The organism is Amycolatopsis rubida (assembly GCF_900115345.1).
Taxonomy (GTDB): domain Bacteria; phylum Actinomycetota; class Actinomycetes; order Mycobacteriales; family Pseudonocardiaceae; genus Amycolatopsis; species Amycolatopsis rubida.
The window spans coordinates 623113-637910 of the sequence record NZ_FOWC01000003.1 but is presented as its reverse complement, the minus strand read 5'-3'; the positions used below and the strand labels follow the sequence as shown (position 1 = coordinate 637910).

The following is a 14798-nucleotide window of genomic DNA, read 5'->3' as shown; positions in this document are numbered from 1 at the left end:
CTGGGGCATTCCGCCATCCTGCCAAGACCGTCGCGCCCGCGCATGATGAAAAGCATGAGGCTGACCCAGTACGCCCACGGCGGCGGCTGCGCGTGCAAAATCCCGCCCGGCGAACTGGAAACGATCGTCCGCGGGTTGTCCGGCGCCGCCCCGGACAACCCGCCCGGCGAACTCCTGGTCGGCCTCGACGACGGCGACGACGCGGCAGCCGTCCGCATCGCCGGGAACGTCGCCCTGATCGCGACGACGGACTTCTTCACCCCGGTCGTCGACGACCCGTTCGACTGGGGCCGGATCGCCGCCGCGAACGCGCTGTCCGACGTCTACGCGATGGGCGGCGTCCCGGTGGTCGCGGTCAATCTCCTCGGCTGGCCGCGCGAGGTGCTGCCGTTCGAACTGGCCGCGGAGGTGCTGCGCGGCGGCCTCGAAGTCTGCGCTGCGGCCGGATGCCATCTGTCCGGCGGGCACAGCGTCGACGACCCGGAACCCAAGTACGGCCTCGCGGTCACCGGCACCGCGGACCCGGACCGCTTGCTGCGCAACGATTCGGGCCAGCCGGGCACGCCGCTGACGCTCACCAAGCCGCTGGGGATCGGCGTCCTGAACTCGCGGCACAAGGCCACCGGCGAACGCTCCGAGGAAGCCATCGCCGCGATGACCGCGCTCAACCGCGCCGCGTCGGCCGCCGCGCTGGAGGCAGGCGCGGTGTGCGCGACCGACGTCACCGGATTCGGGTTGCTCGGGCACCTGCACAAACTGGCCCGGGCGAGCGGGGTCACCGCGCGGGTGGACCCGGCAGCTGTCCCGTACCTTGAGGGTGCGCGGGAGGCGCTGCGCGACGGGTATGTCAGCGGCGGGACTCGCCGGAACCTCGACTGGGTCCGGCCGCATGCCGACCTGTCGCGGATCTCGGAGGACGAGGCTCTGTTGCTGGCGGATGCACAGACTTCCGGCGGCCTGCTCGTGGCGGGCGAACTGCCGGGGTGTCCGGTGATCGGCGAACTCGTTCCGCGCGCTGAGCACACCGTCGTCGTGGGCTGAGGTTCGCGACGGATCCGTCGAAGCCCGCTTCGCCCTGGCCCGTCTTCGAACACCGCATCCGGCGGGCAGCGGCGAGCCTGGACCGGATCGACGCGCTGGTGTTCACCGGCGGCATCGGCGGGGACCAGCCCGAAACCGCCGAGGCGGTCGCAGGCGGTCTCGGCGTCCTTGGCATCACTGGCGCCTGTCGCGGACCCGGGAACGCGATTCGGCGATCAGCAGGCCCGAGTCGAAGATTCCGGTGCTGACCTTGCGCTCCCGGGAAGAACCCGGCCTCGCCCGCGCCGCCGCCGACGCGGTCGGGCGACCTCACGAATGCGGGTCGATGTCGTCGCCGAGCAGCCGATGCACCGCCGCCACGTTCTCGTACCGCTGCTCGGGCAGCTTGCCGAGATGGCCGATCACGTCATCGCCCGCGCCCTTCGCGACGGCCCGGCGGAGGAGTTCGTCGCGCTCGCACGGGTACTCGACTTCCGTCAGATACTTCCGGACGTCAGACATGGCGCTCCCTTCCTCGGGTTCTCCCTCCGCATACCCGCCCGGTCCGGGATCAATGCGGGTTACGCTCGGCTGGTGAACGACTCCCCGAAGCCGGCCAAGATCGGGAACGTGCTGCATCCCGTCGCCGACGTCAGCTCAGCCGTGCGGTTCTACGCCACGACCTTCGGCCTGTCCGCGAAATTCGTCGACGGAGACCGCTACGCCGCCCTCGACGCGGGCGGAACGACGCTCGCCCTCGCCGGTCCGGAGGAGGACGTCACCGGCGGCGTTCCCGCCGCGTCGTTCAAGGTGCCCGACGTCGCCGGCGCGCTGGCCGCGCTGATCGCCGGCGGCGGAACCGTTGTGCGGCAACCGGAACAAGGACCGCACGAGGTCCGTGCCGTAGCCCGCGACCCGTGGGGCAACACGATCGTGGTTTACGGGCCGCAGTAGCGAAGTCCGAGTCGCGGCGGGACCGCGTCCTGCCGCGACTCGCCTAGCGCGGCCTCCGCACGTGATCCGCGATCGCCGCGTCGTCGTCCACGCCGTACATCTCGTCGATCAACCCGGCGAACGAACCCGCCACCGCCGCGCGCTTGACCTTCCCGTTCGCCGTCCGCTCGCCTCGCGAAGCTTCCAACGGCCGCGGCAGCACCCGGAAATCCTTCAGCTGCTCCGCCCGCGCGAGATCCGCGTTGACCCGCTCCAGCTCGGCCCGCACCCGCCCGTCCAGCCCCGCGTCCGCGGCCGCGCTCGGTTCGATCAGGACGGTCAGGTATTTCCGCCCGTCGCCGACCACGATCGCTTCCTCGATCAGCGAGCTCTCCTTCAGCCGGATCTCGATCGGCTGCGGATCGACCGTCTTGCCGCCCCGGGTGATGATCACGTCCTTCTTCCGCCCGATCAGCCGGATGTTCCCGTCGGCGGTCCGCTCCATCAGGTCGCCGGTGCGGAACCAGCCGTCCGCGAAGACCGCTTCGGTTTCCCCGGGGTTCCGCCAGTACCCGCTGAACAACAGCGGCGCGCGGATCAGCATCTCCCGGTCGTCGGCCAGTCTCACCTGGTAGCGCGGGTCCGCGAACTCCCGGCCGATCCGCCCCGGGCGCGGGAACGGCTGCCCGAACTGCCCGATCGGGCACCCGCCGGTCTCGGTGAGCCCGTAGTTCTCGCGCAGGTCGAGGCCCCAGATCTGCCACAGCGCCACGACGCTTTCCGGCATGGCGGCCGAAGCCGTCCACGCGACGCGCAGCCGGTCCATGCCAAGACTTGCCCGCAGCGGAACGAAAACTCCCCGGACCGCGGCGGCGTAGGCGATCCGCAGGGGCACCGGCGCACGACGGCCGGACCAGCGCCGCTCAGCCATCCGGCGACCGATCCGCATCGCGGTCCGGTATGCGAGGCGGCGGATTCCGGTCCAGGATCCGGCGAGGGCGATCAGCTCGGCGGCGAGCTTCTCGTAGAACCGAGGCGGCCACAGCACGACCGTCGGCCGTACCGCGCGCAGCACCTCGCCGTAGTCCTCGATGCGGCAGAAGGTCACGACCAAGCGCGTGCGCAGCGGTGTGAAAACAAGCAACACTGCCGGAGCCACGTGCGCCAGCGGGAGGAATCCGACCACGTCATGCCGCGTGGTCCGGCTCTCCGGGTAGAGGCCGATGACACTCTGGATCGCGTGCTGGAGCGTGCGGTGGGAATGGGTCACGCCCTTGGGAACTCCGGTGGAGCCTGAGGTGTAGAAGAGGACGGCCGGGTCGTCGAGCGCCGTGGCGGCGATCAGCTCGGCCAAGGAGTCCGGTTCTCCGGCCGAGCGCAGGTCGTCCCAGCTCACGCCGGTGATCCCCGCGGGCAGCTCCGGCGGGGCCGCGTCGATCCCGGCGACGAGCCGCAGGTCCGGAGTGTTCCCGGCGATCTTCGCGACCTTGGCGAGTTCCGTCTCCGTCTCGCCGACGAACGCGACCGCCTCGCTGTGCACGAGGACCTGTTCGATTTCGGCGGGCGAGTTGGTCGGATACACCCCGATCACGACCCCGCCGACGCTCTGCACCGCCAGCGCGGCGAACACCCATTCCGGACGCGCGCCGCTCATCACCGCGACGCGATCGCCGTGCCGGACACCCCGCGCGACCAGGCCGAACGCCAATTCGCGCACCCGGTCCAGATACCTCCGCCAGGTGATCGCTCGCACCGTCCCGCCGCACGAATACCGCAGCGCGACGGTGTCCGGCTCGCGGTGAGCGCGGTCGAGCAGCAAACCCGGCAGCGTCCGCTCCGGTTCGAACCCGGTCAGCTCCATGACCCGCCCTCTCTTCCCGCCGCGAGCCGGGATCCGGCGGCGCTCACGCGGCACGCTCGCCGAGGTGGAGGAACTCACCCCGGTACCACATCACAGGTCGCCCGGCGCCGACCCGCGCCTCGCGCACCCGCCCGATGAGGATCACGTGATCCCCGCCGGGCACGGCCTGCGCCAGTTCACAATGGAGGATCGCCGCCGCGTCCGGCAGGAGCGGATGGCCGTGTTCGTCGAACTCGAAGCTCCCGTAGGCGAACTTGTTCTCGCCTTTCGTGGCGAACCGCGTCGCCAGCTCGGCGTGCGAGGCAGTCGCCACGTTCACGACGAACCGCTCGGCCGCCAGGAAAACCGGGAAACACGTCGCGCCCCGGTCGAGGCACACGAGCACCAGCGGCGGATCGAGCGACAGCGAAGCGAAGGAACTCGCGGTGAATCCGTGCAGCGTGCCGTCCTCGCCCCGGGTCGTCACGATCGTGACGCCGGAGGGGAAACGGGACAGCGCCGAACGGAAGACGGCCGGGTCCAGATCGTGCGATACGTCAGCCATTCCATGCCTCCCGGGCAGCTCGTGCGGCAGGGTCGGTGAAAACTGTGCGCGCGTCGGCGGCCGTGACCTGCAGTTGCTTCTCGTCCGGCCATCCGGCGGTTTCCTGGAGGAGAGCCAGTTTCAAGGCCGCGAACACCGCGGGCGGTTTCGCCGCCGCCGCGCGTGCCTGTGCGCAAGCGGCCTCCAGCAACTCGCCGGGCTCAACCACTTCGTCGACAATGCCCCACGCTTTCGCCTCCGCCGCGTCGACCGGTTCTCCGCCCAGCAACAGCCGCCGGGCACCACGATCGCCCACAACCTCACGGACCCGGCCGATCCCCTTCACCGCGGGCACCATCCCGTGGTCGACTTCGGGGAAAACGAACCGCGCCCGCGACGACGCGTAAACGACATCGGCGAACAACGCCATCTCGATCCCGCCGCCGACGCACCAGCCGTTGACCGCGCACACCAGCGGCCGGGGAAACTTTTCCAGTGCGCAGAGCAGCGCGTGAAACGACGTCATCCGCTCGGCCATCGACTCGGCGTCGCGGCCGACCGCTTCCTTGAGGTCGCCGCCCGCGCAGAAGAACCGGTCACCCGCGCCGGTCAGGACGACCGCGGGAGCGGCCGGGCCGCGGGCGAGGTCTTCCAGCGTCGTGGCCAGCCGGCTGATCAGCGAGTTGCTGAGCGCGTTCGCGGGCGGACGGCTCAGGGTCAGGACCACCGCGCCGTCCGTTTCGTCGGACACCTGGACGGCGCCGAGCGAAGCCGTGGTCATGTCGCCGACATGCCGGAAGCGGAAGGAAAGACCGGTGCGCGCTTTTCCCGGAACGCTTGGCGCGCTTCGCGGTAGTCGGCTCCGGCGAAGTCGAGAATTTCCAGCGCACCGGCCAATTCGTGCTGCGGCAGCGCATTCGTGAGCCATATGTTGAGCGCGCGTTTCGTGAACCGGAGCGCCTGCTGCGAGCCCTGCGCGAGCTGGGTGGCGACCTCCAACGCACGCGGCAGCACCTGTTCGCGGGGCACGGCCAGGCTCACGAGCCCGATCCGCTCCGCCTCCGCCCCGGTCAGTTTCTCCGAGGTCAGCACGTAATACTTCGTCTTGGCCATCCCGACCAGCAGCGGCCAGATCAACGCGGCATGATCGCCCGCGGTCACGCCGACCTTGGTGTGGCCTTCGATCAGCACCGCGTCCTCGGCGGCGATGCTGATGTCCGCGAGCAATGCCGTCGACAGGCCGTAGCCGACCGCCGGACCGTTGATCGCGGAAATGATCGGCTTTTCGATCCGCAGCATCGTCGAAATCCGCCGCCGCTCGGATTCCAGCATCGCGAGCGCGGCTTCCGGCGCCGGGTCGGGTTCGCGCACGTCCATTCCCGTGCAGAACGCCTTGCCCGCCCCGGTCACCACGACGACCCGGGTCTCGTCGTCGCGCTCGACGTCGGCCCAGACCTCGCTCAGCTCTTCGAACATCGGCATCAGCAGCGCGTTGTACCGCTCGGGCCGGTTGATCGTGATCAACAGGACGCCGTCGGCCGGACGCTCGACGAGCACGTTCCCGGTGCCGTGCTGGTAACGCTCGGTCATCGGACCGCCTCCGCGGTCTTGCTCCCGGACTGGAACCGGCGCAGCGCTTCCTCGTGCGCCGGACGCGCGGCGCGGATGCCGGCCAGCACGTCCTCAGCCGGGCGCACCACGTTGCGCGGATGCTTGAACCGCGGGATCACGTACTTGCCGAACAGCTCGATCGAACGCATCAACTGGTCGTGCGGGAGACTGTCCACTCGCAACACCAGCGACTCCACGCCCATGTCCGCGTACCGCTGTACGTGCTCGACGCAATGCTCCGGGTCGCCGACCAGGAAGCCCTGCGAACGTTCGAACAGGTATTCCTCGTCGCTGAAATCGACGTCGTTGACCGCGCCCATGTAGGCGTAGTCCTGGGAAAGCTTCGCCAGCCGCCCGAACGCGTCGGTGGAAAGCCTGGACATCTCGAACAGCGGACGCGCCTGTTCGCGGGCCAGCGCGGTCGTTTCGGCGCAGTGCATGCCGCCGCTGACCAGCACCATCTTGCGCGGAGTGATCGGGTACGAGTGGGTGGTGGCGGCGAGGGTCTCGTCGTAGAGCTTCAGCATGTTCTCCACGAGGTCGTAGCCGAGGTAAAACCCGCCCATGATCGCGCCGATGCCCATCGCGGCAGCGGTTTCGACCGAACTCGGGCTGCCCGCGGCGACCGAGATCGGCGGGTACGGCGCCTGCAGCGGCTTCGGCACCAGGCTGCGCGGCGGGACCTTGTAGTGCTCGCCCACGAAGGAGAACGGATCGTCGAGGAACGCGCGGCGGATCAGCTCGATCCCTTCGCGCCACTGGGATTTGTTCTCCGTCGGGTCCACCTCGAAGGCCCGCAGCGCGAGCGTCGTGTTGCCGCGTCCGGTGCCGAGTTCGATCCGGCCGTTGGACAGGATGTCCTCGGTCGCGATCCGTTCCGCGACGCGCAGTGCGTGGTTCATTCGCGTCGGCAGCAGCGTCACGAGGTGGATGAAGCGGATCCTGCTCGTGAGCGCCATCAGGTACGGGTAGAGCACCTCCGGCGCCGAGACCGTCGCCGTGCCGATGGCGACGTGCTGTTCGGAACTCCCGAACGCGTCGAAGCCGACCTGCTCGGCGAGCAGCACCTCCTCGACCAGTTCCCGGTAGCGGTGCTCGTGGGTGAGCCCGACCGGGGTGTCCCCCTCCGACATGAGGATGAAGTCCATGAGTGCCCCTTTCCCGTCGATGTTATTGCTCGATAACATAAGGCGGAGCTAACCCGTGGTCAAGAGCCCTCTTGGGAGGAAAAGTGTTACTTAGTACTAACTTCGTCTGGTGGAGCGCATGAGCGAGCTGCGGATCGAGCACCTGACCTCGCCGGAGATCGCCGATGCGCTCGCGAGCGGCAAGCGAACCGCGATCCTGCCGCTGGGCGCTACCGAACAACACGGCGCCCACCTGCCGCTGTCGGTCGACAGCGACCACGCGGACCGGCTGGGCGCGCTCGTCGCGGAACGACTCGGCGACGCGCTCGTTCTGCCGACCGTGCGTCTTGGCTGCTCCGCGCATCACCTCGGCTTCCCGGGGACCCTGTCGCTGCGACCCGAAACCCTGGAAGCCATCTGCGTCGACTGTTGCGAAAGCCTTGCCGCACACGGGTTTCGCCGGGCCCTGATCTTCTCCGCGCACATTGGCAACTATCCGCTGCTGAGCGGGATCGAGGCGAAACTCGCCACGCGGCCGCCTGCCGGACTGGACGTGATCGCGTTCGCCGACGCTGCCGCGGTGCTCGACGCCTGGCGCACCGCCGTCGCCGATCTGGCCAGCCAGGTCGGCGGACATGCCGATGTCGCCGAAAGCTCGATCATGCTCGCGCTTCGGCCGGAGGCGGTGCGCACCGACCGCGCCGCCGCCGGCCTCGCTGAGCCGATGAACGATGCCCTGCTGGCCCGGGTATTAACCGGCGGCGTTCAGGCGGTCGCCCCGGACGGCGTGCTCGGCGACCCTCGCGGAATGTCCTCCGACCTGGGCTTTGCCTGCCTCAGCGCGGTCGCGGACTTGCTGACGGAGTACGCGACGGCTCGTTATCGGCCTCTCACCTAGACTCGTGCCATGACGAGCTCATCTCGCGCCGCGTCGCCGCGTTCCTCGCGCAGGCAGACGCTGATCAAGGTCGCCGGCGAGTTGTTCCACGAGCGCGCCTTCGACGCGGTCACCACCGAGATGATCGGTGCGCGGGCCGGCGTGACCGGGCCCGCGCTCTACCGGCATTTTCCCAGCAAACAGGCGTTGCTGATCGCAGTGCTCGAGGATCCGCTGAAGGACCTGCTGGCCCATGCGCGCGAGACCGCGGCGGAGGTGACCGATCCGCGCAAGGCGCTTGCGGCGATGATCGACTATCACGTCACGCGCAGCCTGCAGAATGTGCCGTCGACGTTGGTGTTCTTGAAGAATGAGCACAACGTGCCGGAGGAGGAACGGCACCGGATGCGGCGGATGATGCGGCTGTATGCCGAGGAGTGGAGCGCGTTGGTGGAGCGGCTTCGGCCCGATCTGTCCGACGCGCAGAACCGGGTGCTGACGCACGCGGTGTTTTCGATGATCAATTCGGTGCCGCAGTTCAACAGCGGGCTTGATGTGGAGAGTGTGGCATCGACGATCCGCACGGCGGCGGTCAATGCGTTGCTGGTTCCGGCGGGGACTGTCTGAGGCGGGGTGGCTCGTCGCCTGGGGGCGACATTGCCGTGGTCTTGGCGTGGGGCACCCCGAAGCCCTGAGTGTGCTGACGGTTCGGGGGTGCTTGTCAAGGCGGGAAAGATGCCTTGACAAGCACCCCCGAACCGCAGGGAGGCTTCGTATCGGGGTTGGGGAAGGGCTGGGCGCCTCGATCGTCGGGTGCGTCGGCGGCGGTGGTTGTGCGCGGGTTGTCGTACGCGGAGCGTGCTGGGGGCTGACGGTGGCGGGTTCGTGAGAGTGCGGGGGTAGCGCCCCCATGCGGCAGTGGGTGCGTCAGATGCACCCACTGTGGCGTTCGGTGCGTGGGATGCACCCAATGCCACATGGGGGCGGCAACCCCGGACGCATGGGGGCGGCAGCACCCGGACGCATGGGGGGCGACAGCCCCGGAGGCATTGGGGCGGCAACCCCGGAGGCATGAGGGCGGGCCAGCCCCCGGAGGCACGGGGGCGGGCAACCCCCGGAGGCTTGCGTCCGGGCGGCCGGGAGGGCCGGGGAGGGGCCCCATGAGGGAACCCAAGTGAGTGAAGGGGCCCCTCACGGACCGGTCAAGGGTCGTGAGACCCGGTCAAGGGTCGTGAGACCCGGTCAAGGGTCGTGCGGGGAACCCTCACGGAATCAGAGTCAATGAGGGTTCCCCGCACGCACCTTGGCTTGCCGTGGGCGGCGGCCGGCGACGGCGGTCACATACAGATGTCAGACATTCGGTGTTAGGGTTGCCTTATGAACGATCTTCGGGCACCCCACCGGGTCGCCAGTCTTGCCGCGCAGCTCGTGGATACTTTGCGGGAGCAGATCGCGTCCGGGGAATGGCCGGTCGGGATGCGGATTCCGGCGGAGAACGACCTGGTCAAGCAGCTTGGCGTCGGGCGGACGACGGTGCGGGAGGCGCTCGGCGCGCTGGTGCACCTCGGCCTGCTGGAGGCTCGGCGGGGCGACGGGACGTACGTCCGCGCGTCCAGCGAAATGCAGTCCGTCTTGATGCGACGGGCCAATTCCTCCCGGCGGAGCGACGTGCTGGAACTGCGGGCCGTGCTGGAGGAGTACGCCTCGGGGCTGGCTGCGGTGCGCCGCAGCGACGCCGACCTCGCCGCCTTGCGGCATCTGCTCGACGAGGCCGAGAACCGAGACGACACCGAGACAGCTGTCGAGGCGGACGTTCGTTTTCACCAGGCCGTCGTGAACGCGGGACGGAATTCGCTGCTCACCGAGGTGTACGACGTCCTCAGCGCGTCCGTTGCGGAGCAGATCGGCGACACTCTCTGGCCCGGCGAAACCGCCGACGAGCACACTCGGCTGCACCGGCAGCTGGTCGAGGCGATCGCTGCCCAGGACGAGGTCGGGGCACGGTACTGCGCGGCCGAAATCGTGAAGCTCACCGGGGCCGGGACGGAGCGGGAGAAGTGACCGCCGAAGTCGAAGCGCCGGCCGCCGCGAAGAGAGCGATCGGCAAACCTGAGTGGTCGGCCGGGTTGTTGCTCGCGATCCTTCTGGTGGCTGCCAATTTGCGCGCGACGCTGACTGGCGTCGGCACGCTGCTGCCCGCCATCGAACATGACACCGGGCTGCCCGCGTCGGCTGGTGGCGTGCTCAATACGTTGCCGCTGCTGATGTTCGCGGTGACTTCGCCGCTCGTCGGCCGTGTCTCGCACCGGATCGGTTCCACGCGGCTGCTCGTGCTTTCGCTGGCGGTGCTGGCGGCAGGCACGGTGGTCCGGTCGCTGCCGTCGATTGCCTGCTTGTTCGCGGGGACGGTGTTGCTCTCCGCGGCGATTGCGGTGGGGAATGTCTTGCTGCCTACGGTGATTCGCACTCACGTACCGGCCTCGCGGATCCATGCCGTCAGTGCGCTTTACGTCACGGTCATGGGTGTGGTCGCGGCGGTGTCGTCCGGGATTTCCGTCCCCTTGGCCGGGGCGTTGCCGGGCGGCTGGCATTCCGCGCTGGCTTGGGGCGTGGTCGTCGCGTTGGCGGCGCTGGCCGGATGGTTGCCGAGGTTGCGCGGTTCGCGGCCGGACACCGGAGCGCGGACGGGTGCCTCGCACGCGCCGACGCCGTGGCGGTCTTGGCTGGCGTGGCAGGTTTCCCTGTTCATGGGCCTGCAATCGCTCGCCTTCTACACCGCCGTCGCGTGGCTGCCCAGCATCCTCAGCGGGCAGGGCGTGAGCACCGCGGCGGCCGGCTGGATGCTGTTCTACTACCAGCTCGTCGCACTGGCCACCGGCATGGTGCTGCCGCTGCTCACCCGGGGCCGGGCCGACCAGCGCTTTCCGGCGGCCGCGGCGTCGGCGGTCACCGCGGCGGGGTTCGCGGTCCTCCTTCTGGCGCCGGGAATCGCGATCGCCGGGTGCACCCTGCTCGGGCTCGGCACCGGGGTTTGCCTGGTGCTGGCGCTCAGCTTCCAGAGCCAGCGCGCGACCGGTCCGAGCGAGACCACTGCTCTGGCCGGGATGGCGCAGTCCATCGGCTACCTGGTCGCGGCGGCCGGACCGCTGCTGCTCGGCATTCTCCACGACGCCACGGGAAGCTGGTCCGGCGCGCTCGTCGCGCTCACCGCGTTGAGTGTCGTCATGGTCTTCACCGGGTACGGCGCCGGGCGCGACCGTCACGTTCGCGCTGATGTCTGATCTCGATCTCGCCGACCAGGTGACCCGCCAGCTTCTCGCGCTGACGCGGCTGGTCAAGCGATCCGAGGCGGCGCCGGACGAGCCGATGTGCTTGCCGCTGCTGGCCATGCTCGCCGAGGACGGCCCGTTCCGGGCCGGGGAAATCGCCGCGGTGCTGGGCGTGAACCCGTCGACGGTCAGCCGCCAGGTCGCCGGGCTGATCCGGTCCGGCCTGGTCGAACGCCGCGCCGATCCCGAGGACGGGCGAGTCAGCCCGCTGGCCGTCACCGCCGCCGGACGGCGGATCCTCGATCTCGGACGACGGCGCCGGGCCGCTCAGTTCGGCGACGCTCTCGCCGGATGGTCGCCGGAGGCGCGGGCGCGGTTCGCGGATCTGCTCGGCTGTTTCGTCCGCGATCTCCGGCAAGCGGGTTCGCTCCCCGCCAAGTAAGCAGCACCCCTTCCGCTCGATGTTATTGGTGGATAACATAAGCACGCAGATACTTCCAGTTCATATAGCTTTCGCAGTTATCGCTCACTAACTTCGAGACTCAGGGAGGTTCGCCATGCCGGATGCCGCGGACAGCGTGCGCGCGGCCGTGCTCGCGCTAGAGGAAGGCCGGATGGTCGTGGTCGTCGACGATCAGGACCGGGAGAACGAGGGCGACCTCGTGCTCCCGGCCGACAGCGTCACTGCCAGCCAGATGGCCTTTCTCGTCGCGCACACCACCGGAATCGTGTGCGCACCGATGACCGAGGAACGCGCCGGCGCGCTCGCGCTCCCGCCGATGGTGGCGGAGAACAAGGACGCGCACGGCACCGCGTTCACCGTCTCCGTGGATCACACCGACGCCGGGACCGGAGTGTCCGCGACGGCTCGCACGCTCACCTGCCGTGCGCTAGCCGATCCGGTCACGACGCCCGGGAAGCTTCGCCGTCCAGGCCACATTTTCCCGTTGCGCGCGCGGGACGGCGGCGTGCTCGTCCGGGCTGGACACACCGAGGCCGCGGTCGATCTGCTGCAGCTGGCCGGCCGTGAACCGGTCGGTGTCATCAGCGAACTGATCGGCCCGGACGGAGAAATGCTGCGCGACGAGGCCGTGCGGGAGTTCGCCGCGGACCACGATCTGCCGGTCGTCGCGATCGCCGATCTGGTCCGGTATCGCCGCCGGACCGAGCGGCTCGCCGAACCGGTCGCGACCGCCGCGATGCCGACCGCCTTCGGCGATTTCCGGGCTGTCGCGTACCGGTCGCAAGTGGACGGAGCCGAGCACCTCGCGCTCGTCATGGGCGACGTCGCCGCCGCCGGTCGCTCCGAGCGCGGCGCGCTGGTTCGGGTGCACAGCGAATGCCTGACCGGCGACATCCTCGGTTCGTTGCGCTGCGACTGCGGCACCCAGCTCGAACAAGCGATGCGCGCGGTGGCCGACGAGGGCTGCGGGGCGATCGTCTACCTGCGCGGACACGAGGGCCGCGGTATCGGGCTGGCGCACAAGATCCAGGCCTACGCCCTCCAGGAATCGGGCCTCGACACGGTCGAGGCCAATGTCGCGCAGGGCCTTCCCGCGGATTCCCGCTCCTACGATTCCGGAGCGCGGATCCTCGACCATCTCGGAGTCCGGCGAGTGCGGTTGATCACCAACAACCCGGAGAAATGCCGCGGGCTCGGCGAATACGGGCTTCGGATCGTGGCGCGGGTCGCGCTGCGCGCGGTCGAAACTCCGCAGAACCTGCGCTACCTCCGCACGAAACGCGACCGCATGGGCCACCGCTTCGGAGCATTGACCGATCCGGCGCCGGAGCAGAAAACCTCCTGACCCTTGTTCCTCTCCGCGCGGCCGGTTCTCCCCCTCGGCCCGCCGCGCATTGTCTCCGGCGACCAGCCACAGTGGACTCCTGTTATGGTCTGCGGTGACCACGTCCCGTTTCCAGGAGGAGCCGCCGCGATGGCACAGAAAGTCCTCGTCGAGATGATCGACGACCTCGACGGGTCCGAAGCCGGGCAGACCGTCCCCTTCGGACTCGACGGCGTCCAGTACGAAATCGACCTGTCCGACGACAACGCCGCCACCCTGCGCGACGAGCTCGCGACGTTCATCGCCGCCGCCCGCCGCACCGGCGGACGCAAGACGACCGTGCGGGCCACGGCCGCGCCGAGCGCCGAGGAACGCGAGCGCTCCAAGGCGATCCGCACGTGGGCGCTCGACAACAACTGGGCCATCGCCGAACGCGGCCGCATCCCGCGCGAGGTGATCGCCGCCTACGAGGAAAGCCAGAAGCCGGTGGCGAAACCCCGCAAGCGCACCGCGAAAAAGCGCGCCGGGAAATAAGAGCCCGGTCTCGGCGGGTTCCGGATTGATCATTCCGGGAAAAGCCGGGCGAGGCGTTCGCTCCCCCGCCGAAGTTCCGGTGCCCCGCGACCCCGTCCTCCGCGCACGAAGAAAACCCCGCCCGGCCGCGAGCGATTGCCTCCGGCCGGGCGGTCTTTCCCCGTCCGGGAACGGATAACGGCCTTCCGGCTCCGGCGACGGGCGAGTCCGGCCGTCGCGCCGAGACAACTGCCCAGGTCGGTGCGCGCGAAGCCGTCCCATGAGGGCGATCCGCACGACGCCTGGACGTTTCGCCGGCAGCACAGCCTTGGGCGACAGTCCCATCCCGGCCGAGACTCGGAACCACCGCCGCCGCGTTCCCTCCGCGACGGGCCTCTCGGCCTTCGCCCGCGCGCTCTGCTCCGCCGTCGTCGGGCGGATCCCCTGCCACCGCCGCCCTGACCGCCGCGCCGCGGATCGTTCCGGCTCCTCGCCTGCCGAAATCGCACCGCGAGCAGCGTAAACCCGCTACAGTTGCCCGAAAACTTCCGCACAGGGGGCAACGATGGAGTTTCAGGAAGTAGTGCGGCGCAGGCGGATGGTGCGCAAATTCACCGGCGAACCCGTGTCCGAGGACAGCGTCCGCCGGATCATGCGCAACGCGCTGCGCGGACCGTCCGCCGGATTCTCCCAGGGCCAGGCCTTCCTGGTGCTCCAGGGCGACGACGTGCGGCGGTTCGCCGACACCCTCGAATCCTGGACGCTGGACGACGACGCCAAGGCCGCGCCCGTGATCGTGATCCCGTTCTCGGTGAAGGACGTCTACCTCGACCGCTACGCCCAGCCGGACAAGGGCTGGACCGACCGCAGCGAGGACCACTGGCCGGTGCCGTTCTGGTACATCGACACCGGCATGGCCGTCCTGCTGATCCTGCAGACTGTGGTCGACGAAGGACTCGGTGCGGTGTATTTCGGCATCGGCACCGAGGATTTCGGCAAGCTGCGCGCCGAGTTCGGCATCCCCGACACCCACGAGCCGATCGGCGCGATCGCCATCGGCCACGACGCCGACGCCAAGATCTCCGCCGGAGCCTCCCCAGGCACCCGACGCCGGAAGCCGGAAACCGAAACCGTCCACTACGGACAGTGGTAGCGCACTGACCCGATCTTCGCTCGCCGGCAGAGGTCGAGGACCACATGCGTCCACTTTGGACGTCGTTGGGCCGATCTCGCGCGGCGGTCTCCGGTTCGGCTGACCGCGCCGCACCGGAATCGGC

Annotated in this window: 17 protein-coding genes; 11 read left to right on the top strand and 6 right to left on the bottom strand. The window is 69.5% G+C overall.

Features of this window, described 5'->3' with window-relative positions; all coding sequences use genetic code 11:
* Positions 1–45: 45 nt before the first annotated feature.
* Both selD and BM362_RS49005 read left to right on the top strand, forming a co-directional pair.
* Positions 46–1041: a selenide, water dikinase SelD gene (selD, locus tag BM362_RS17320; RefSeq protein ID WP_067582324.1), complete on the top strand. Its 996-nt coding sequence runs from the start codon at positions 46–48 to the stop codon at positions 1039–1041.
* 98 nt (positions 1042–1139) lie between these two features.
* On the top strand, positions 1140–1289 hold the full coding sequence (locus BM362_RS49005; RefSeq protein ID WP_232791652.1) for a hypothetical protein: 150 nt from the start codon (positions 1140–1142) through the stop codon (positions 1287–1289).
* A gap of 61 nt (positions 1290–1350) precedes the next feature.
* Here BM362_RS49005 and BM362_RS17310 read toward each other — a convergent pair whose 3' ends face one another.
* Entirely contained in the window at positions 1351–1542 is a 192-nt protein-coding gene (locus BM362_RS17310; RefSeq protein WP_067581674.1) for a DUF2795 domain-containing protein, read from the bottom strand.
* Between the two features lie 72 nt (positions 1543–1614).
* Between BM362_RS17310 and BM362_RS17305 the strand changes: the two genes are divergently transcribed.
* Positions 1615–1974: a VOC family protein gene (locus tag BM362_RS17305; protein WP_067581671.1), complete on the top strand. Its 360-nt coding sequence runs from the start codon at positions 1615–1617 to the stop codon at positions 1972–1974.
* A 43-nt stretch (positions 1975–2017) separates the two neighbouring features.
* Here the strand turns inward: BM362_RS17305 and BM362_RS17300 are convergent, their stop codons facing one another.
* The 5 genes from BM362_RS17300 to BM362_RS17280 are packed head-to-tail and all read right to left on the bottom strand — an operon-like array spanning position 2018 to position 7096.
* Positions 2018–3892 carry an AMP-dependent synthetase/ligase gene (locus tag BM362_RS17300; RefSeq protein ID WP_143132442.1) on the bottom strand — a complete coding sequence of 625 codons (1875 nt, stop codon included), beginning with the start codon at positions 3890–3892 and terminating at the stop codon, positions 2018–2020.
* A complete protein-coding gene (locus BM362_RS17295) occupies positions 3858–4358 on the bottom strand; it encodes a flavin reductase family protein (protein ID WP_093573792.1) in 501 nt (166 codons plus the stop codon). The genes BM362_RS17300 and BM362_RS17295 overlap by 35 nt, the downstream gene beginning before the upstream one ends.
* Positions 4351–5118 (bottom strand): enoyl-CoA hydratase/isomerase family protein, encoded by a 768-nt coding sequence (locus BM362_RS17290; protein WP_093573791.1) that lies wholly within the window; start codon positions 5116–5118, stop codon positions 4351–4353. The genes BM362_RS17295 and BM362_RS17290 overlap by 8 nt, the downstream gene beginning before the upstream one ends.
* A complete protein-coding gene (locus tag BM362_RS17285; protein ID WP_093573790.1) occupies positions 5115–5927 on the bottom strand; it encodes an enoyl-CoA hydratase/isomerase family protein in 813 nt (270 codons plus the stop codon). The genes BM362_RS17290 and BM362_RS17285 overlap by 4 nt, the downstream gene beginning before the upstream one ends.
* Entirely contained in the window at positions 5924–7096 is a 1173-nt protein-coding gene (locus BM362_RS17280) for an LLM class flavin-dependent oxidoreductase (RefSeq protein ID WP_093573789.1), read from the bottom strand. The genes BM362_RS17285 and BM362_RS17280 overlap by 4 nt, the downstream gene beginning before the upstream one ends.
* Before the next feature lie 118 nt (positions 7097–7214).
* Between BM362_RS17280 and BM362_RS17275 the strand changes: the two genes are divergently transcribed.
* From BM362_RS17275 to BM362_RS17240, 8 genes are all read left to right on the top strand, one after another.
* Complete coding sequence (locus BM362_RS17275) at positions 7215–7973, top strand: creatininase family protein (RefSeq protein WP_093573876.1); 759 nt, start codon at positions 7215–7217, stop codon at positions 7971–7973.
* 9 nt (positions 7974–7982) lie between these two features.
* Positions 7983–8579, top strand: a complete 597-nt coding sequence (locus BM362_RS17270; protein WP_067581654.1) for a TetR/AcrR family transcriptional regulator — start codon at positions 7983–7985, stop codon at positions 8577–8579.
* Between the two features lie 750 nt (positions 8580–9329).
* Complete coding sequence (locus BM362_RS17265) at positions 9330–10013, top strand: FadR/GntR family transcriptional regulator (protein WP_093573788.1); 684 nt, start codon at positions 9330–9332, stop codon at positions 10011–10013.
* Positions 10010–11233 carry a CynX/NimT family MFS transporter gene (locus BM362_RS17260; RefSeq protein ID WP_093573787.1) on the top strand — a complete coding sequence of 408 codons (1224 nt, stop codon included), beginning with the start codon at positions 10010–10012 and terminating at the stop codon, positions 11231–11233. The genes BM362_RS17265 and BM362_RS17260 overlap by 4 nt, the downstream gene beginning before the upstream one ends.
* Positions 11226–11663, top strand: coding sequence for a MarR family winged helix-turn-helix transcriptional regulator (locus BM362_RS17255; protein WP_093573786.1), 438 nt, complete (start codon positions 11226–11228; stop codon positions 11661–11663). Before BM362_RS17260 ends, BM362_RS17255 begins: the two co-directional genes overlap by 8 nt.
* A gap of 115 nt (positions 11664–11778) precedes the next feature.
* The gene (locus tag BM362_RS17250; RefSeq protein ID WP_093573785.1) at positions 11779–13029 is read left to right on the top strand and encodes a bifunctional 3,4-dihydroxy-2-butanone-4-phosphate synthase/GTP cyclohydrolase II; all 1251 of its coding nucleotides are present in this window, start codon (positions 11779–11781) and stop codon (positions 13027–13029) included.
* Between the two features lie 129 nt (positions 13030–13158).
* Positions 13159–13542, top strand: coding sequence for a histone-like nucleoid-structuring protein Lsr2 (locus BM362_RS17245; RefSeq protein ID WP_067581642.1), 384 nt, complete (start codon positions 13159–13161; stop codon positions 13540–13542).
* Positions 13543–14086: 544 nt separating this feature from the next.
* A complete protein-coding gene (locus tag BM362_RS17240) occupies positions 14087–14674 on the top strand; it encodes a nitroreductase family protein (protein WP_093573784.1) in 588 nt (195 codons plus the stop codon).
* Positions 14675–14798: the final 124 nt, after the last annotated feature.